The organism is Kitasatospora sp. NPDC057512 (genome assembly GCF_042802135.1).
Classification (GTDB): Bacteria; Actinomycetota; Actinomycetes; order Streptomycetales; family Streptomycetaceae; genus Kitasatospora.
Map to the genome: position 1 here is coordinate 1 of NZ_JBHVET010000023.1, position 18376 is coordinate 18376.

Below are 18376 nucleotides of genomic sequence, written 5' to 3' on the forward strand. Positions count from 1 at the left end.
CCGCGGCGGTCACGGCTCAGCTTCCGGCGCCGGCGCGGTGGCCGTGGCGGAAGAGCGGGGCGCTGGTGTCGAAGGGGACGTCCTCGCGGGCCGCGGCCACGGCCGCGTCGGAGGCGGGCAGGTCGAACGGGAGGGTCGCGGTCATCGGGGCGCGGCCGAGCGCGGCGTCCAGGACGACCTCGTCGGCGGCGCCGAACTCCCCGATCAGCAGGGCCGCGTGCGGGGCGAGCGGGGTGAGCACGGCGGGCCGCTCCAGCTGGGCCGCGAAGACCGTGGGGACGGCGACGGCCAGCGCGGCGAGCCGGGCGGCCTCGGCCGGCTCGAACTCCAGCGAGCCGCTGTGGAAGTGCTGTTCCAGCAGGCCCTCGCGCCGCTCGTACGGGGTGGCGAGGCGGACGACGGCCAGGTCGGCCCGCTCCGGGTCCTCGACCACGGTGCCGTACCGGGCGGCGACGGCCGGGTCGACGCCCTCGACGTACAGCCGGGTGGCGGTTCGCGGCTCGCCGGCCAGGTGGACCACGGAGCGGCGCTGGACCTCGCGACCGAGCGCCCGGCCCTCCGGGGCGCCGACCAGTTCGGCGGCGGCGTCCGGGTCCACGTACGGGTCGTCGAACAGGCCGAGGCGGAACTTGTCGCGCAGGATGCGGCGGACGGACTCGTCGAGCCGGGCCTCGGTGACCGCGCCGGAGCGGAGGGCGGCCAGGATCAGCTCCGGGTCCGTCTCGCCGCCGAGCTGGTCGGCACCCGCGTCCAGGGTGAGCACGACCTGCTCGGCGACGGACAGCTCCTCGACGCCCCAGTGCCGCGGGGGCAGGGTGACCACGCCGGGGACGTCCATGCCGGTGATGGCGTTGAAGTCGGTGCAGACCACGCCGTCGAAGCCGTAGCGCCCGCGCAGCAGGCCGGTGATGACGTCCCGGTTGAAGTTGGCGCCGACCTCGGCGAGGCCGCTGCCGGAGGGGATCGCGTAGGCGGGCATGATCTGCGCGGTGCCCGCGGCGAAGGCCGCCTCGAAGGGGCGCAGGTGGGTCTCGAACTCGCCGCCGGGGTAGACCAGTCGGCGTCCGGCGGCGAAGTGCGAATCCTCGCCGCCGGCCTGCGGGCCGCCGCCGGGGAAGTGCTTGGTCATGCAGGCGACGCTGTCCGGGCCGATCGGCCCGCCCTGGAGGCCCTCGATGTAGGCGGCGATCATCCGCGAGGCGCGCTCCGGGTCCTCGCCGAAGGTGCCGCTGATCCGGGCCCAGCGCGGCTCGGTGGCGAGGTCGGCCATCGGGTGGATGGCGACCCGGATGCCGACGGCGCACAGCTCGCGGCGGATCAGGTCGGCGTAGCGGCGCACCAGTTCGGGGTCGTCGGTGGCGGCGAGGCCGATCGGCTCGGGGCCGGTGCTGAAGCCGCCGCCGGTGTGGGCGGTGGCCGGGTTGGCGGTGAAGCCGTGCCGGGGGTCGGAGGAGAGGGTGACGGGGATGCCCAGCCGGCCGGCCGCGGCGAGGTCCTGGACGTGGTTGTTCCAGGCGGCCATCGCGCGCGGGTCGGGGACGGCCATCATGGCGAAGTGGGTGAGGTCGCGTGCGGTGATCAGGTGGGCTCCGGAGGGGAACGGGCCCTGCTCGCCGGGGAGCATCCGGCCGTGCAGCATCTGCGCGGCCTTCTCCTCCGGGGTCATCCGGGCCAGCAGGTCCTCGACCCGCTCCTCGACGGGCAGCCGCGGGTCCTCATAGGGCTCCATGGTGCCGTTGTGGTTGAGGTCGCGGAAGGGCGTGCCGTCGGTGTGGTGCAGGACGGTCAGCATGCCGTCACCTCGGCGGTGTTCGACGCGGGGGTGTTCGACGCGGGGGTGTTCGACGCGGCGGCCTTGGTACGGAAGGCCTCGATCGTCCCGGCGCCGACCCCGCAGGCGGCCAGGAAGCCGGCGGCACCGCCGTACCCGGCCCGGACCAGGTCGAGGAAGGCGCTCATCGCCCCGGCGGGGGCCTCCAGCAGCGGGGCGGGGACGACCAGCCGCCCGGCCTCGACCTCGTTGAGGGCGGCGCGGTTGCGGTCGGCGAGGCCGGCCCAGATCTGCTGGATCGCCTCGTTGGTGCGGGCGTAGTCGGCGACGATCTCCTCGGCGGGCACCCCGAGCAGCTCCAGCAGCAACGCGGTGAGCAGTCCGGTGCGGTCCTTGCCGGCGGCGCAGTGCACCAGCACCCCGCCGGGGCGGACGGTGGCCTCCACGGCGGCGGCGAGGGCCCGCGGCGCGGACTCGGCCATCAGCAGGTAGAAGGCGCCGAGGTCCTCGGCGGTGGTCATGGTCCGCATGGCCTGCGTGAGTTCGTCGTTCGTCGGCTCGATCCGGGCGGCCACGACGGCGATGCCGGCGGCCTCGGCGGCGGCCCAGTCCTCGGGGCCGGTCTCGGCCTCACCCCGGAGGTCGACGACGGTGGTGATGCCGTGCTCGCGCAGTTGGGCGACGACGGCCGCGTCGGCGGCGGGGAAGGGCTGGGCGGAGCGGAACAGGGCGCCGGGGCGGACCCACCGGCTCGCGGGGTCGGCGAGCGCCGCGGGGTCGCGGAAGTTGACCAGGGACATGCGGGGGCCTTTCGGGAAGTGCGGGTGGCGATGGGTGTGCGGGGAGGGTGCCGGAGGGCGTGCGGTGCCGTCCGGGCGGCCGGCGGCGCGCCCGGGAGCGACGGAGTGTGGGCTCGGGTCAGCCCGCGGTGGCGAGCACGTCCCGGTAGGCCTTGACCCAGTCGGCCAGGGTGCCGCTCTCCGAGCTGATCAGGACGTGGCGCCGCACCATGCCGCCGAACATCGCGCCGAGCGCGGTCGGACGCAGGTCGGTGGCCGGGTCGACGCCGAGCCGCTCGGCGGCGATGGTGACGGTGCGTTCGGTGAAGGCGTCGAGGACGACCAGGGCGTAGTTGTGCACGGAGTGCACGTCGAGCAGGCCCCGGCGCAGCCGGCGGCGCCGGTCGGTGTGCTCGACGGGCTCCTCCAGCCGTCCGCCGGTGACGGTCAGCGCCTGGTCGAGCGCGGCCCAGAGCGGGAGTTCGGCGGGGGCGGCGGCGAAGGCGTCGAGCACGGCCTGGCCGAAGTCCCAGCCGAACAGCAGCGCCTCCTTGGCCGGGTAGTAGCGGAAGAAGGTGCGGTGGGCGACGTCGGCGCGGCGGCAGATCTGGTCCACGGTGGTGCGCTCGTAGCCCTGCTCCTCGAAGAGGTCGAGCGCCGCGCTGCGGATGCTGTCGCGGGTGCGCGCCTTCTTCCGGTCGCGCATGCCCTGCTCCGCCGCGGTGTCCGTCCCCTGCATCGTTCTTCCGCTCCCGTTCGGTGAGTTGAGTGTGGGTCGTGTGGGTGGGTGGGGCCGCCGAGGGGGCGGCCACGAGTACGGAACCACGTCCGACCGGGCCCGCTCAAGGCGGGCGCCGACTCTTCGGGGTTTCGTCATCCGGAATTTGCACAACTGCCTTTTGGCAGTCCTGCCACTTCCGGAATGGTGTGTCGCGTCGGCGGCCGCACTCCCCCTGGCCGCCCCCACTCCCCCGAACCGAGGAACCATGAAGCGGCACTACCTCCTGGCATCGGCGGCCCTCGCCGCCGCGCTCACCCTCACCGCCTGCTCCGCCTCCGACGACGCGCTGTCCGGCACCGGCGGCGCCGCCGGGAACACCGGCGCGGCGGCCGACGGGCCGGCCGTGGACGGCGGCACGCTCAAGATCGGCCTGGACCGGCCGTTCGCCAAGCTCGACCCGGCCGACGGAACGCTGATCCAGATGCCGATGATGGTCCTCGCCAACGCCCTGTACGACCCGCTGATGGTCAACGGCGACAACGGCACCGTCCAGCCGTACCTCGCCAAGTCCTTCACCCCCGACGCGGACGCCACGGTCTGGACCCTCGACCTGCGCGAGGGCGTGACCTTCAGCGACGGCAAGCCGCTGGACGCCCAGGCCGTCGCCGACCACGTCGCCCGGCTCGCCAGGCCGGAGAGCAAGTGCGCCTGCGCCCTCGACGCGGCCGCCATCGCCACCACCGCCGTCACCGGCCCGACCACCGTCGCCTTCACCCTCAAGGCGCCCGACGCCGCCTTCCCCGACCTGTTCACCCGCTCCCTCGGCTACGTCTCCGAGGCGCCGTCCGGCGACTCCCCCGCCGTCGGCTCCGGCCCGTACACCGTGGAGAGCGTGCAGCCCGGAGTCTCCGTCACCCTCGCCCGAAACCCCGCCTACTGGGGCGCCAAGGGCCACGCCGACAAGCTCGTCTACCGGGTGCTGTCCGACGCCGACAGCCGCTACCAGTCGCTGCGCTCCGGCGACACCGACCTGATCTGGACCGAGACGCCCGGCCAGCTCAAGCAGGCCGCCGCCGACGGGCTGCGCGCCGCCACCGGGCCCGGCTCCACCAGCACCGTCGTCTTCAACACCAAGGCCGCGCCCTTCGACGACGTCCGGGTCCGCCGGGCGGTGCAGTACGCGATCGACCGCGAGGCCCTGGAGAAGGTCGTCTTCCTCGGCCAGGGCGCCGCATCGGACGGCCCGATCGGCTCCCGCTCCCCGTACCGCACCGCCGCCGCGTACCCGGCCCACGACACGGCCAGGGCCCGCGCCCTGCTCGCCGAGGCCGGCCACCCCGACCTCGCCTTCGACTACCTCGTCGACAGCCGCCCCGAGGCCCAGCAGCGCGCCACCGTGCTCCAGCAGATGCTCGGCGAGGCCGGGATCAGGATGACCATCAAGCCGATGGACAACGCGAGCCTGGGCACCGCGATGCTCCAGCGCAAGTTCCAGGTGCTGGACTTCATCACCAGCATGTTCGGCGACACCGACACCGCGCTCGCCAGCCTCTACCTGCCGAACTCGCCGTACAACTTCACGGGTTGGACCGACCCGGAGGCCGCGAAGGCGATCACCGAGGGCCGCGCCTCGACCGACCCCGCCAAGCGGTCCGCCGCCTACGAGCAGGCCGCCCGGCGGGTCGTCGACGAGGCGCCGATGGCCTTCCTCACCGAGAACACCGTCGGCTTCCTCTCCGCCGCCAAGGTCGGCGGCCTGCCCGACCTGTCCAGGCGCACCGTCCTCAACGTCTCCCCCGCCGCCCTGTGGGTGAAGCGGTGACCCCCGGCACCCGGACCGCCCTGCGGTACGGCGGACGGGTCGGCCGGGCCGCGGCCGTCCTGCTGCTGGTCACCGTCGCCGCGCTCGCCCTGCCCCACCTGATGCCCGGCTCGCCCGCCGTCGCCGCCCTCGGCCCCGCCGCCACTCCCGAGCAGATCTCCGCCTACGAGGCCGGACTCGGCCTGGACCGCAACCTCCTCGCCGCCACCTGGCAGTGGATCGGCGACGCCCTGCACGGCGACCTCGGCCACTCGCTGTCCACCGGAGCCGCCGTCACCACCGAACTCGCCGATCGCATCCCCGTCACCCTCGAACTCTTCCTCGCCGCCCAGCTGGTGGCGCTCCTCCTGGCCGTGCCCGTCGCCCTGCTCTCCGCCTGGCGGCCCGGCGGCACCTTCGACAGGATCGCCACCGCTGGCACCTTCGGCTGGCTCGCCGTCCCCGGCTTCGCCCTCGGCCTGCTGCTGATCTGGATCGCCGCCGTCCAGCTGCGCGTCCTGCCCGCCACCGGCTGGACCCCGTTCACCGAGGACCCGGCCGAGAACCTCCGCCACCTGGTGCTGCCCGCGCTCACCCTCGGCCTCACCGAGGCGGCCGTGTTCACCCGCACCCTGCGCGGACAACTGCTCGACACCCTCGACCAGCCGTACATCGCCGCCGCCCGCAGCCGCGGCATGGGCACCACCCGGCTGCTGCTGCGCCGCGCCCTGCGGCCGTCCAGCCTGCCGCTGGTGACGCTGATCGGGATCGGCATCGGGACCTCGCTGGGCGGATCGGTGCTGGTCGAGTCGCTGTTCGCGGTGCCCGGCGTCGGCAGCCTGGCCTCCGCCGCCATCGCCGGCCGGGACTTCCCGGTCGTCCAGGCCGTGGTGGTGGTCAGCGCCCTCGGCGTGGTCGCGGCCACCTTCGCGGTCGACCTGCTGTACCGCACGATCGACCCGAGGATCGCCCATGAGCACCGTTGAGCCCACAGTCGTCACCGTTCCTCAGGCCCGCACCGCCCGCCGCCGTCCCCCGGCCGGCGTGCTCGCCGCCGCGGCCTGGCTGGCCCTGGTCGCCCTCGCCGCCCTGCTGCTGCCCCTGCTGCCCGGCTTCGACCCGCTGCACGGCGACTTCGCCCACCCCTCCGCCGCCCCCGGCCCCGGCCACTGGCTGGGCACCGACGCCGCCGGACGGGACGTCCTGCAGCGCACCGTCGCCGGCGCCCGCGCCTCGTTCACCGTCGCCGCCCTGACCATCCTGGTCGGCCTGCTCGGCGGCGGCGCGCTCGGCCTCGCCGCCGGCTGGTTCCGCGGCTCGGTCGACAAGGCGATCGGCTTCGCGACCGACCTGCTGATGTCCGTGCCCAGCCTGATCCTGGTGATGATCACGGTCTCGCTGCGCGGCCCGAGCCTCACCGTGATCGGCACCCTGATCGGGCTGCTCACCGTCCCGCACTTCACCCGGGTGGTGCGCGCCGTCGTGCTCTCGCTCGGCGAGCGCGGGTTCGTCCAGGCCGCCCGCATGATCGGCACCGCACCGCTGCGCGTCCTGCGCCGTGAGATCGTCCCGCACGTCGTGCCGGTCGCCCTCACCTTCGCCTTCACCGCCACCACCGTCGCCATCGTCGCCGAGGGCTCACTCAGCTTCCTCGGCTTCGGGCTGCGCCCGCCGGAGCCCTCCTGGGGCGGCATCATCGCCGAGGGCCGCACCGCGCTCGGCAGCGCGCCGTGGATCTCGCTGGCGCCCGCGGCGGTGCTCTGCCTGACCGTCCTCGCCCTCAACTACCTCGGGGAGCGGCTGCGTTCGGGGGCTCCCGCCGCCGCGAGGGCCACTGCCCCGAAGCGCCCCACCACGAAGGGAGTGCGCGGATGACCTCCGCCCCCGTCCTCGACGTCCGCTCGCTGGACACCGTCCTGCACACCCCCGACGGCCGCGCCCTGCATGTCCTGCACGGCGTCGGCCTGAGCATCGCGCCCGGCGAGTGCCTCGGCGTGGTCGGCGAGTCCGGCTCCGGCAAGTCCGTCCTCGCCCGCACCGTCCTCGGCGTCGAGTCGCGCACCACCAGGGCCGTCGCCACCGGCGAGATCCGGCTGAACGGCGAGGACCTGCTCGCCGCCGGCCCCGCCCGCCGCGCCGAGCTGCTCGGCACCGGCATCGCCATGGTCCACCAGGACCCGATGACCTCGCTCAACCCGGTGGTCCGGATCGCCGACCAGGTCACCGAGTCGATCACCAACCGGCGTCGCCTCTCCCGGCGCGAACGGCTGCGCACCGCCGCCGGGTTGCTCGCCGCCGTCGACGTCCCCGACCCCGCCCGGCGGGCCCGCGCCCACCCGCACGAGCTCTCCGGCGGCCTGCGCCAGCGCGTCGGCATCGCCGCCGCCCTGGCCGGCGAACCCGCCCTGCTGCTCGCCGACGAACCCACCACCGCCCTCGACGTCACCGTCCAGCGCACCGTCCTCGACCTGCTCGACCAGCACCGCGTCGACCGGGGCCTGGCCACCCTGCTGATCACCCACGACATCGGCCTGCTGTACGGGCGGGCCCGCCGCATCGCCGTGATGTACGGCGGCCGGATCGTCGAGACCGGCCCCACCGAGGCCGTCACCCGCGACCCCCGGCACCCCTACACCGCGGCCCTGCTGCGCTCCGTCCCCCGGGTCACCGGCCCGCTGCGCCGCACCCTGCCCGCCATCCCCGGCTCGCCGCCCGACCTCACCCGGCCCATCCCCGGCTGCCCCTTCGCCCCGCGCTGCGAGCGGGCGACGGACCTCTGCACCACGACCGCCCCGCCCACCCACGCCTCGGCCGACGGCCACACCGCCGACTGCCACTTCCCGCTCACCGAAGCCGACACCATCACCCCCGCCGGACTGGAGCCCGTGGCATGACCGTCTCCCGCGAAGCCGCGGCCCCCGACCAGCCCGTCCTGGAGGCCACCGGCCTCGGCGTCGTCCACCGCACCCGCTCCGGCCCGCTGCACGCCGTCAGCGGCGTCGACCTGGCCCTGTACCCGCGCCGCACCCTCGCCCTGGTCGGCGAGTCCGGCTCCGGCAAGAGCAGCATCGCCAAGGCCCTGCTGCGGCTGCCCCCGCCCACCACCGGCACCGTCACCCTCGACGGCACCGACCTCGCCGCGCTCTCCCCGCGCGCCCTGCGGGCCGTCCGGCCCCGCCTCCAGATGGTCTTCCAGGACCCGCTCTCCTCCCTCAACCCGCGCCGCCGGGTCCGCGACCTCGTCGCCGAGCCCCTCGACGCCCACCCCGACCCGGCCGGCGACCGCGACCGCGACCGCGACCGCGAGGAGACCGTCACCCGGCAGCTGGAGGCCGTCGGCCTGCCGCCCGCCCTGTTCGGCGACCGCCGACCCCACCAGCTCTCCGGCGGACAGGCCCAACGGGTCGCCATCGCCCGGGCGTTGGCCGCCGGGCCGCGCGTCCTGATCGCCGACGAGGCGGTCTCCGCGCTCGACGTCTCGGCCCAGGCCACCGTGCTCAACCTGCTGCGCGGGCTCACCGAGGAACGCGGACTGGCCGGCCTGTTCATCTCCCACGACCTCGGCGTGGTCCGGGCGGTGAGCGACGAGGTGGCCGTGCTCCAGCTCGGCCGCGTCTGCGAGCGCGGCCCCACCGAGGCCGTCCTCGCCGCCCCCGCCCACCCCTACACCGCCGCCCTGCTCGCCGCCGTCCCCGAACCCGGCCGCCCGCTGCGCGACACCGGCCTGCTCCCCGCCGACCCGCCCTCCCCGCTCGCCCCGCCCAGCGGCTGCCGCTTCCGCACCCGCTGCCCCCTGGCCGACCCCCGCTGCGCCACCGAGGAGCCCCGCCACCGGGAGGTGGCACCCGGCCGCACGGTGGCCTGCCACCGCCCGCTGGTCGGCGCCGCCCAGGCCTGACCGGCCGGGCGTGCCCCGGGAGCCCGGGCCCTGTCGTCCTGACCCTGCCCCGCGCCGCGCCGCGCCGCGCACCCGGCAGGATCCGAGAGAGTGGCCTACCGCAGGACGGACTCCAGGAAGTCGCTGCCGATCCGGGCCACGACCGACAGGTCGAGTTGGTGGAGGACATAGCGGCCCCGGCGCCGGGTGGTGAGCAGCCCGGCCTTGCGCAGGACGGCGAGGTGGCGGGAGACCTCCGGTGCGGTGATGTCCTGCGAGTCGGCCAGCTCGCTCGTCGAGTACGCTCCGCGCGCGAGGTGGCGGCACAGGTTCATCCGCATCGGGTGGGTCAGCGCCTCCAGGCGCAGCTTCACCGCCTCCACCGACTCGGCGCCGCCGACCTCGTGGGCGGCGGCCGGGTACTGGATCACGGGCTGCCAGCCCGGCGCGTACAGGGCGAAGAAGTGCGGCCAGCCGAAGACGGTCGGCAGCAGGGTGACGCCCGTGCTGCCGGCCTCGGTGCGGCCGTGCACCAGTTTGTCGACGACGATGCGGGTGCCGTGCCCGTCCTCCTCCAGACTCAGTACGGAGGAGGTCGCCGCGAGTGCCTCCGCCAGGCCCTTGCGGCGCAGCAGGTCGGTCTTGTGCCGGGCGTCGGCGGCGAGCTGGATCTGGACGCGGCGCCAGGCGTCGGCGAAGAACGCCCGGTCGCAGTCCTCCAGGAGGCGCCGGATCCAGGCCCGGGTGCCGGTGGGGTCGGCGAGCGTCCGTTCGACGAAGGCCGCCTGGCGCGGGCCCCGCGCGGCGGCGAGGTCGAGCGCGCGGCGCCGCGACCGGTCGTCGGTCAGCGGCGAGGGAATGCCCTGCGAGTAGCGGCTGCTGCTGCAGGAGATCTCCAGGGCCGAGCCGACGAACGTCTCGTCGTCCAGGTGGTCGAGGTCGTCCAGTTCCTCGGCGAGCGTCTCCCGGGGCCGGGGCGGCATCAGGAAGTCGGAGCGGGTCGAGCGCCACATGAAGTCGGCCTCGACGAGCCGGTCGGCGAGCTCCGGTTCGAGCGTGGCGGCGGTCGCCGTCGTCCAGGCGTGCAGGCGTGGGTGGTGAGCGGGCTCGGCCAGCGCGTGCAGGGCGTTGCCGAGTTCGGCCAGCGGCGAGGGGCAGAAGGTGATCCGCTCGTGCGGCAGTCCGGTGATGTCGATGGTCACGCTCACCCCACCATGGTGCCGGATCGGGCGGGGGCGCTGTCGCGTCGTTTGACCAGGACCGTCAATCGACGGGACGGACGGGGCCCGCCGGGCACAGGGTGGGTGGCATGAACGCACTGCAGCAGCAGCTCCTCGACAGCCACCGGGCCGCCCAGCACGGCGAACCGGCCCCGCCCCTGCCCGGCACCCACGACCTCGCCGTCCTGCGGGCGGTCGTCGGCCGCATCCGCGCGGCCCTCGCACTCCGGCGGGCCTAGCGAGGCGAAGCACGGTTCGCCCTCTACTCCCCCGGCGCCGACGCGTCACGGTCGTTCGGCACCGGCATCATGGAGGACCTCGCCAGTCACGGCTTCGTGATGGTCACCGTCGACCACCTCCGCGACGATGCTCACCGACGGGCGGATCACGGCGGGCATGAGCCTGGACGGGGGCGCGGCGGGCCCGGTGGTGGACGCCGGGCTCGACCGTCCGTACCTGGTCGTGGGCACCCTCGGCACAGGCCTTCCAACGCGCCTACCCGCGAGCCTTCTTCGACCTCCACCTCCGCGACCAGGGTCGACTGCTCGACGCTCCCTCCCCCGACTTCCCCGAGGTCGACTACGCCCGGTGACCGCCTTGGTGACGCGCAGCTCGACCAGGACGCCGGCGCTGCTGTCCGACGGGACCGTGGAGTCCTGGGGCCGCAACGGTACTGACCGTTGTGTCGTCGTCTTCGCCGAGTACGTCGAGAAGCGGGGTCCCCCACGTGGCCCAGCGCTCCAGGTCCTCTCCCCACAGCAGGTGGATGTCGTGCTTGTGCGCGAGTGTGTGAGCGGGCTTCGAGAACGTGCCGTTGGTGAGGATCACGGCGATGTCGGCGCCGTGTTCGGGGCGGGCCGTGCCGTTGACGGTCTGGACCACGTCCGAACCGCACGGCCGCTTCCGGCCCGCGTGGTGCTTGTGCTTGCACTGGATGACGATCTTGCGGCCGTCCGGGGCCAGCGCGATCACATCGGCACCGAGGTCGCCTGCCCTGCCGCGGCCTTGTGTCACCGACAGGCCGTCCCGTCGGGCGAGTTCGGCGACAGCCCGCTCGAACTCGACAGGGGTCATCGCGTCGATGGCGGACAGCCGCAGACTCCCGGGAGTGCGGACGAACGCCTCGTACTCGAGCTCGCGCAGGGCGATCGCGTGCACCGCGTCGGAATGCTCACGCAGCACTGCGCGCAGCCTTCGCCGGGACGCCTGCAAGTCGCCCTCCATGCGTCCGGCTTCTTCCAGCGAGGCGGGCGGCGGCAGCTCTCGGCGGTAGCGTTCCGAGACGTCGACCGTCCCTGCCTCGCCGAAGTGCCGGATGACCAGGGCGGCCGCCGCGTCCTCGCGCTTGTCGGCTCGGTCCACTTCCTGCTCAAGTGACTCCAGAAGACGGGCGCACGCACGGAGGCTGTCCGATCGGACGGGCAGGCACTGGTCGGCCGGCCGAAGGCGCTTCGCGTCGTCGAGTGCCGACTCCGCCTCGCGCCGGAACTGGTACGCGGTCTCGTAAACGTCCCCGAGGACCTCGCCCTCGGTCTGGTAGAGCAGTACGGCCAGCAAGTCGTCGTCGGTGGCGGAGCGGACCCACTCGTCGAGCTCCGCACGGTAGGCCGGCTCTTCCGGCTTCGGCATCGCGACGTCCGTCTTCCAGTTGATGTGCATCACTTCACCGCTTCGTCCGTGTCGTGCGAGGATCCGAGATCGAGGGGGCAGCGCAGGATGGCCCACTGCTCGAACCCGTCCCGGTCCACCAGGGTGATCCCGTGGGAGTCGGCGTAGCGGCGTGCCGGCCTTGTGGCCGTGCCGGTCCCCATCACGACGACGCTGCCGACCCGGGCGGACGCGGCTGCACGCCGTGCGTTCTGGACGTCAGCCACCTTGAGGTGCGGCTTCATCTCCCGTCGGGCACCGAGGGGTAGGAAGATCGCGATGGTGTGCCCCGCCGGTCGTCGAGCGGAGATGACGACGGTCCTCCCCATCCGCGTGCCGAGCAGCGTCCAGCCCTCCTCCCCCAGAAGGCCGCGCACGAGCCCCGCCAGGTCCTTGGGGGCCAGGGCGTCGACTGCTGCGAGGGTTCGCACGGTCCTGTCGGCCTTCTGTTTCCGGAAGTGCTCTTCCCGCAGAGCGAGAAGGTGAAGCCGCTCACGGTCCTCACGCAACAGGCGGGCCAGCCGCTCGCCAGCCTCACGAAGCTGGTGGTCGAGCGGCGCGAGTCGGTCCAGCGCCGAGTCGATGTAGTCCAGAGCCGAGCGGGCCTCTTCCAGGGCCTCCCTCGCCTCCCCCAGCTCGGCATCGAGTTGCTCGCACAGATCCTTGGCCACCTCCTCGCACTGGCGCTTCTGGAAGCTCCCGACCGGGTCGAACATGGTCTCCAGCAGGGAGGCCCACCGGTCATTGCGACTCTTCGCCGCGTCCAGTTCCCGCCGGAGCCGGACGACATGGCCCTCCCACCCGTCCACCACGCGCTGGGCGAGCCGACACTGGCCGATCCAGATGAGCGCTCGGAGCTGGTCGTCCCGGTCGGCCTTGCCGATCAGTCTGCCCATGGCGCGCGAGATCGCCTTGGAGCTGGAGCGAGGAGGCACGACACGCGCGTGCCGGTCGATGATCACCGCGCGACCCTACTCGGCGCCGCCGACAACTCACCCTCGAAGACAGATTCTTGATTGGTCATGATTGAAATCGACTGCCTGGCCATGGTCCTCAGCCCTCGCTGTGGGCAGCCACCACTCGGGCACTGAGCAGGTGAGCAGGGACGAACTCGCGCTTCTTCCGGCACAGCATGTCCCCGCAGTACGTGCACCGCTCGCGCCCGGCCGCCATCTCCCCGAGAAGGCCGCGCGGCGGCGCATGCACGTGGCGCCGAACCGTGCTGTTCTTCCAGAGCTCTCGCGCACGCGTCGCGGGCTTCTCGGCGAGCACGATCTCGCAGGTGCGGTCGGCCATGCGGGAGCGCGGCGGAAGCGGCGGTGCCGGAGGCAACGGCGGCACCCCCTCGAACGGACTCGACGGCGAGGCCGGCTTCGCTGGTTCCCCCAGCACCGCGGGCGGCCCGGGAGCCGTCCTCATCCAGTGGTGAGCCCCGATCGGCCGCCCTCCGCTGAGAAGGTCACCCCTGCGCGACGACGTGCCCCGGCTGCCGCGGAGACGAGTTCCGGGGCAGACGGGGCACGTGCGAACGGTGCCGTCACAGAGAGGTCAGGGTGAGGGTGACAGAGCCGCTCGCCGCGGAGACGGTGCCTTCTCCGATCGGGCACAGCTCCGGGTTGGTTCCGCTGATGTCGAGGGCTTCCAGGGCCTTCACCGCATTGTCTCCCGTGTAGCGGCCGGCGGTCACGGTACCGGTGAACGTCGCGGAGCCGCCGGTGTCCTGCACGGAGGACCAGAACACGGTGCTCGTGCTCCGGTCGCTCCAGGTGATGGTCTCGGTGAACGGGGTGAGCGCGTGGAGCGCGTTGAGACAGCTCTCCAGCAAGACGCTCGTGACCGAGCTCGTTCCGGGAAGGCCCGTCACGCACGTGGCGTAGGAGTACTGCGTGCTGATGGTGACGTTCTGCGGCTGATTGGTCAGCGCGGGCCTGAACTCGTTGGTGTACGTACCCTCGCACTCCACGTCCACCGGTCCCTGCGCATGGGCCGGCGCGATCGCCGGGACCATCAGGAACCCACAGGCCAGCGCCATGGCCACGGCCAGGCCGCCGAGCTTGGAGAGCACGGGTCGGAACGAAACGGCGTCCATCGAACCTCCAGGGAGAGGAACGGAGAGCTACTCCGTGCGCTCACCCTGCCACTGCCAGTCGCCGAGTGGGAGGCGCGCGAAGACCGCGCCCCGAAGCGCGGCAGAGCGGAGCCGGCCCGTCCGTACCCCGGCGGGCACACCACGCCGCGTCGGCTCACCTGGCGACACGGGCGGCAGTGGCGCCGGACGCGCCCTCACCCGCAGCGCGAGAAGTCCAGGGGGCCGGTGGTTCGGGTGGTGGCGATGCCCTGCTCAGCCCGGGTACCGCTGGTGGAAACGGCGGTGCGGGCACGGTGTTTCCACGTCTGCCGCTCCGGTGATCGAGGAGCTTCTGGGCCTGGCCGGTAACGTGGCGGCTCCACCGCCATGGCGCCGTGCGGACGGAGCTCCCGGGGCGCCGCCCAGCTCAAGTCGGCGGCGCCTTCCGCCCGTTGCGGGCGGCCGCGTACGATCGGCGGTCATGGTTGACCTCTATCCTCCGACCGACCCGTACGACAGCGGATTCCTCGACACCGGAGACGGCAACCGCGTCTACTACGAGCAGCTCGGCAAGCCGGACGGCAAGCCCGCGCTGAACGTCCACGGCGGCCCGGGAGCGGGCGCGCCGCGACGGCCGACCCGGGCCTGGGACCCGGAGCGCTACCGGGTCATCCGCTTCGACCAGCGCAACTGCGGCCGCAGCACGCCGCACGCCAGTGACCCGGCAACGGACATGAGCCTGAACACGACGCGGCACCTGATCGAGGACATGGAGCGGCTGCGCGAACACCTCGGTGTGGAGCGGTGGTTGCTGAACGGCGCCTCCTGGGGGTCGACCCTCGTCCTGGCCTACGCGCAGCGGCATCCCGAGCGGGTCACCGAGATCGTGATCCAGGCCGTGACGACGGCCCGGCGGGCCGAGACCGACTGGCTCTACCGGGGTGCCGGGCGGTTCCACCCGGAGGCGTGGGACCGGTTCCGCGACGGCGTCCCCGAGGACGAGCGGGACGGCGACCTGTTGGCGGCGTACGCGCGGCTGATGGAGAACCCCGACCGCGCCGTCCGGGAGAAGGCCGCCGTCGACTGGCTCGCCTGGGAGGACGCGGTGATCTCGAACGAGCCCAACGGTTCGCCCGGCATGTACAGCGACCGCGAGGTGGACGCGCGGATCGCCTTCGTCCGGATCTGCGCCCACTACTTCAGCCACGGCGCCTGGCTGGAGGAGGACCAACTCCTGCGCGACGCCCACCTGCTGGCGGGGATCCCGGGGGTGCTCGTCCACGGCCGGCACGACATGGGCTGCCCGGTCCAGACGGCCTGGGAGCTCGCGAAGGCGTGGCCGGGCGCCCGGCTCCACATCATCGAGGACTCCGGACACGCCGGCAGCGAGGCGATGGGGCAGGCGACCCGGACCGCCATCGAGGAGTTCAAGAACCGCTGAACCAGGACGCGGAGCCGACTTCGTCAGCCCTGGGCTCGGGTCGCCGGACCGCGGTCGACCGGGGCGCGCCAGGGCAGGACCGGGCGGACCAGCAGTCTCCGCCCGTCCGGCCACGCCAGTCGGACCTCGGCGCCCGCCACCCGGACCGTCACCTCCGGCGCCGGGGGCGCCCCCGGCGCGCCGGTCAGCAGCACGGCGCCGACCACCACCTCGACCTCTTCTGGCGAACCGTCAAACACCTGTGCCGGAGCGGGCGGGAGCACGAGGACTGGCACGGCGCAGCGGTGGCCGAAGGCGTTCGCCCGCTCGTGGCGGTGCACCTCCGCCGTCGTCCAGCCGTGTAGCCCGACCACCGCGCTGACCAGCCCCGGCCCGTTCGCGCCGGGTACCGTCCGGACGGCCGCGCCCGGGAGCTCCCGCAGGGCCTCCTCCGGCTCCGCCTCGGCCGCCAGCGCGTAACCCCCCTCGCGCAGGCCCCAGCCGGGCGGCCGGCGCAGGCCGTGCACCCTGATCTCCCAGGGCCCGGCCGGCACCGAGACGCTCACCACGGGCGGCGGGGCCGCACCGGGCGCGGGCTCTCCGGGGGGCAGCGGCCGGTGCCAGGAGGCGGCGTACCGGTCGGTCACGGCGAGCGGGTGGATGCGCTCGCGGCGGGTGGCGGTGCCGTCGGGCAGGAGCAGCGCCAGGTGGTTGTCGATCCGTAGCGCCTGCGCCGGGCCGATCACCGGCCCGGTGCGGGTCGAGTAGGCGAGCCTGGCGTAGTGCGGCTCGTCGCGCTCGACGGCCGGCGGGGCGGTCAGGTAGCAGGAGCCGTGGTTGAGCACCCGGACGAGCCCGTCGGAGGCGGTCCGGTGGACGAGGAACCCGGGGACGGGCAGCGCGGCCGTCAGGTCGGCGCGCTCCCGCGCGAGCGGCTCCTCGGGCGCCGTCCATACCGGGTGGCCGGCCGGGAGCAGCAGCCCCAGGAACCCCATGGCCGCCGCGTACGGCGAGCCGGGCGAGCTGTAGACCTGGGCGGCCGCGCTCTGTTCCCCGTACCAGCCAAGCGGGAGCAGGCCGCGCGGGTCGGGCGCGCCCCGCTCGGTGAAGTGCCGCAGCACGCCGGAGGCCAGGCGGCGGGTCTGCCCCGGGCTGAGCGGGGTCGCGCCGTCCAGCGCCCCGAGCCAGAACGGGGCCAGGCAGGCGAAGCGGTAGCTCAGCGACCTCCCCTGGTGGAGCACCGCGCCGTCCGGCCCGAACAGCCACCGGTACTGGGCGAGGAAGCGGTGCAGCCGTTCGCGGTACAGCGCCGCCCGGGCCCCGGCGCGTTCCCCGGCGATCCGCGCCCAGAGCAGCGGGTAGAGGTGGAACCCCCAGGCGTTGTAGTGGTCGAAGCGGCGGCCGGCGTCGTAGGCCGCTTCCGGGCCGACGGCGAACTCCTCCGGGCCGCCCGAGCGGTAGTCGTGGCGGGTCTCCGGGCCGTCCAGGTACCAGCCGTCGCCGGAGTACCACGGCTCGATCTGCTCCAGCCGGGACTCGATCTCGCCTCGGTCGTGCCCGGCGCCGACGAAGGCGAGGAACTCGCCGACCACCGCCTGGAAGAGCACGTGGTTGTTCTCCCGCACCCCCCGGCCGACCGTCCCGCCGAGCCACTGCGCCACCTGCTCGCGCTGACCGGGGGTCAGCCGTTCCCAGATCCACGGGCGGGACTCGTGCAGGGCCACCGCGATCGACGCGGCCTCGACGATCTGCTGCGAGTAGTCGGTGACGGCCGGCCAGCGCTCCGGCCCGCCGGGGTCCGTGCCGGCGAGCAGCCCGGCGGTGACCTGGTCCGCCAGCTCGCCGAGGCGGCCGCGCGCCGGCTCGTCCCCGGCCGCCAGCCGGACGGCGGCCAGTACCGCCGTCCGCGCGAAGCCCTCCAGGCCGTCGGTGTCGCCGCCCGACCAGCTGCCGCGCCCCGGCGGCGAGATCCGCGCCCCGAGCGGGCTGCGGTAGGGCCGTAGGGACGCCAGCAGGTGGTCCGCGACCGCGATCCAGTGCCGACGGGTCCAGCCCGTCAGCGGCGCGCCGTCCCGGTCCTCGGGCGGCAGGTCGAGCCCCGCGGTCGGTCGGTCTCGCATGCGGCGGCCTCCTCGTGGCGACGGTGCCGGCGGCTCCGGCACCCTCACCGTACGGCCGGGCCCGCCGCGGGCCGGGGCGGCTCAGCCCTGGTCGGTGGTGGAGACGGCGAGCAGCTTCGTCACCGAGCCGTCGTCCCCGACGACGTCGCGCAGGTGGCGGAAGCCGAGCCGGCGGCACATCGTCAGGCTCGGGGTGTTCTCCGCGCCGACCATGCCGTAGACCTCCTTGAGCCCGAGATCGTCGCCGGCGTAGCGGATCAGGCCGCGGACCACCTCGGCGCCCAGGCCCCGGCCCCAGAACTCCGGGGCCAGCGCGGTGACCAGCTCGTGGCCGTCGACGTTCCCGGTGCGCTTGACCTCGGCGTGGCCGGCGTACGCGCCGTCCAGCCAGAGGCCCCAGATGTCGAAGAGGTCCTGCGGGTATACGTCGGTCAGGATCGCGCGGAACAGCGTGCGGATGTCCGGCTCGGGAACGAGGTCCTGGCCCATCCAGCGGCACACGTCCGCGTTGCGGAGCAGCGAGACGAAGGCGTCCTCGTCCTCGGGCCGGTAGGGGATGAACTCCAGGTGCTCGGTGCGCAGCGGAGGGGTCATGCTGCTCTCCTCTTGGGTCGTGGTGGTTCGGTGGTGCGTCAGCCGCGGGGGCGGGGCCGGTCGGCGCGGCCGGCGGCCCCGTCCCCGCGGCCGGTCAGGCTCCGGCGTTCTCCATGCGCTCGCGCAGGCTCTTCGGGCGCATGTCGGTCCACACCTCGTCGACGTAGGCGGTGCACTCGGCCTCGGTGCCCTCGGTGCCGACGGGCTGCCAGCCGGCCGGGACGTCGAGGTCGGCGGGCCAGAGGGAGTACTGCTCCTCGTCGTTGCGCAGCACCTGGTAACGGGTGTTCTCGTCCATGTCGGGCTCCTTCGTCATCGTGGATAGGTCTCGGCGGGTCCGGTACGGGTGGGGTGGTGT

The 18376-nt window shown here is 74.1% G+C and carries 18 protein-coding genes; 7 read left to right on the plus strand and 11 right to left on the minus strand.

The window, feature by feature from the left end:
* Positions 1-16: 16 nt before the first annotated feature.
* The 3 genes from ACFU6K_RS03345 to ACFU6K_RS03355 all read right to left on the minus strand — a co-directional run bounded on the left by ACFU6K_RS03345 (position 17) and on the right by ACFU6K_RS03355 (position 3289).
* A complete protein-coding gene (locus tag ACFU6K_RS03345) occupies positions 17-1792 on the minus strand; it encodes a glycoside hydrolase family 3 protein (RefSeq protein ID WP_380660608.1) in 1776 nt (591 codons plus the stop codon).
* Positions 1786-2571, minus strand: coding sequence for a tyrosine-protein phosphatase (locus ACFU6K_RS03350; protein WP_380660609.1), 786 nt, complete (start codon positions 2569-2571; stop codon positions 1786-1788). The genes ACFU6K_RS03345 and ACFU6K_RS03350 overlap by 7 nt, the downstream gene beginning before the upstream one ends.
* A gap of 118 nt (positions 2572-2689) precedes the next feature.
* Positions 2690-3289, minus strand: a complete 600-nt coding sequence (locus ACFU6K_RS03355) for a TetR family transcriptional regulator (RefSeq protein ID WP_380660610.1) — start codon at positions 3287-3289, stop codon at positions 2690-2692.
* Between the two features lie 247 nt (positions 3290-3536).
* Here ACFU6K_RS03355 and ACFU6K_RS03360 point away from each other — a divergent pair, with 247 nt between their 5' ends.
* From ACFU6K_RS03360 to ACFU6K_RS03380, 5 genes are read left to right on the plus strand one after another with little or no spacing between them, the layout of a single operon-like run.
* On the plus strand, positions 3537-5093 hold the full coding sequence (locus tag ACFU6K_RS03360; RefSeq protein ID WP_380660611.1) for an ABC transporter substrate-binding protein: 1557 nt from the start codon (positions 3537-3539) through the stop codon (positions 5091-5093).
* Positions 5090-6058, plus strand: a complete 969-nt coding sequence (locus ACFU6K_RS03365) for an ABC transporter permease (protein ID WP_380660612.1) — start codon at positions 5090-5092, stop codon at positions 6056-6058. Before ACFU6K_RS03360 ends, ACFU6K_RS03365 begins: the two co-directional genes overlap by 4 nt.
* A complete protein-coding gene (locus tag ACFU6K_RS03370) occupies positions 6045-6947 on the plus strand; it encodes an ABC transporter permease (RefSeq protein ID WP_380660613.1) in 903 nt (300 codons plus the stop codon). The genes ACFU6K_RS03365 and ACFU6K_RS03370 overlap by 14 nt, the downstream gene beginning before the upstream one ends.
* The gene (locus ACFU6K_RS03375) at positions 6944-7966 is read left to right on the plus strand and encodes an ABC transporter ATP-binding protein (protein WP_380660614.1); all 1023 of its coding nucleotides are present in this window, start codon (positions 6944-6946) and stop codon (positions 7964-7966) included. Before ACFU6K_RS03370 ends, ACFU6K_RS03375 begins: the two co-directional genes overlap by 4 nt.
* On the plus strand, positions 7963-8970 hold the full coding sequence (locus ACFU6K_RS03380) for an oligopeptide/dipeptide ABC transporter ATP-binding protein (RefSeq protein ID WP_380660615.1): 1008 nt from the start codon (positions 7963-7965) through the stop codon (positions 8968-8970). Before ACFU6K_RS03375 ends, ACFU6K_RS03380 begins: the two co-directional genes overlap by 4 nt.
* A gap of 95 nt (positions 8971-9065) precedes the next feature.
* On the opposite strand, the gene ACFU6K_RS03385 is transcribed toward ACFU6K_RS03380, so the two are convergent.
* Positions 9066-10151, minus strand: a complete 1086-nt coding sequence (locus ACFU6K_RS03385) for a DUF5937 family protein (RefSeq protein WP_380660624.1) — start codon at positions 10149-10151, stop codon at positions 9066-9068.
* Between the two features lie 107 nt (positions 10152-10258).
* Here ACFU6K_RS03385 and ACFU6K_RS03390 point away from each other — a divergent pair, with 107 nt between their 5' ends.
* Positions 10259-10408 carry a hypothetical protein gene (locus ACFU6K_RS03390; protein ID WP_380660616.1) on the plus strand — a complete coding sequence of 50 codons (150 nt, stop codon included), beginning with the start codon at positions 10259-10261 and terminating at the stop codon, positions 10406-10408.
* Between the two features lie 340 nt (positions 10409-10748).
* Here ACFU6K_RS03390 and ACFU6K_RS03395 read toward each other — a convergent pair whose 3' ends face one another.
* The 4 genes from ACFU6K_RS03395 to ACFU6K_RS03410 form a co-directional block, all read right to left on the minus strand.
* On the minus strand, positions 10749-11828 hold the full coding sequence (locus ACFU6K_RS03395; protein ID WP_380660626.1) for a restriction endonuclease: 1080 nt from the start codon (positions 11826-11828) through the stop codon (positions 10749-10751).
* Positions 11828-12778, minus strand: a complete 951-nt coding sequence (locus ACFU6K_RS03400) for a restriction endonuclease (RefSeq protein WP_380660617.1) — start codon at positions 12776-12778, stop codon at positions 11828-11830. The genes ACFU6K_RS03395 and ACFU6K_RS03400 overlap by 1 nt, the downstream gene beginning before the upstream one ends.
* Before the next feature lie 91 nt (positions 12779-12869).
* The gene (locus ACFU6K_RS03405) at positions 12870-13112 is read right to left on the minus strand and encodes a hypothetical protein (protein ID WP_380660618.1); all 243 of its coding nucleotides are present in this window, start codon (positions 13110-13112) and stop codon (positions 12870-12872) included.
* 241 nt (positions 13113-13353) lie between these two features.
* Positions 13354-13881, minus strand: a complete 528-nt coding sequence (locus ACFU6K_RS03410) for a hypothetical protein (protein WP_380660619.1) — start codon at positions 13879-13881, stop codon at positions 13354-13356.
* 484 nt (positions 13882-14365) lie between these two features.
* Here ACFU6K_RS03410 and pip point away from each other — a divergent pair, with 484 nt between their 5' ends.
* Complete coding sequence (pip, locus tag ACFU6K_RS03415) at positions 14366-15325, plus strand: prolyl aminopeptidase (protein ID WP_380660620.1); 960 nt, start codon at positions 14366-14368, stop codon at positions 15323-15325.
* 23 nt (positions 15326-15348) lie between these two features.
* Here the strand turns inward: pip and ACFU6K_RS03420 are convergent, their stop codons facing one another.
* From ACFU6K_RS03420 to ACFU6K_RS03430, 3 genes are all read right to left on the minus strand, one after another.
* Complete coding sequence (locus ACFU6K_RS03420) at positions 15349-17424, minus strand: DUF2264 domain-containing protein (RefSeq protein WP_380660621.1); 2076 nt, start codon at positions 17422-17424, stop codon at positions 15349-15351.
* Positions 17425-17505: 81 nt separating this feature from the next.
* Entirely contained in the window at positions 17506-18018 is a 513-nt protein-coding gene (locus ACFU6K_RS03425) for a GNAT family N-acetyltransferase (RefSeq protein ID WP_380660622.1), read from the minus strand.
* 94 nt (positions 18019-18112) lie between these two features.
* Complete coding sequence (locus ACFU6K_RS03430) at positions 18113-18316, minus strand: MbtH family NRPS accessory protein (RefSeq protein WP_316528801.1); 204 nt, start codon at positions 18314-18316, stop codon at positions 18113-18115.
* Positions 18317-18376 lie beyond the last annotated feature (60 nt).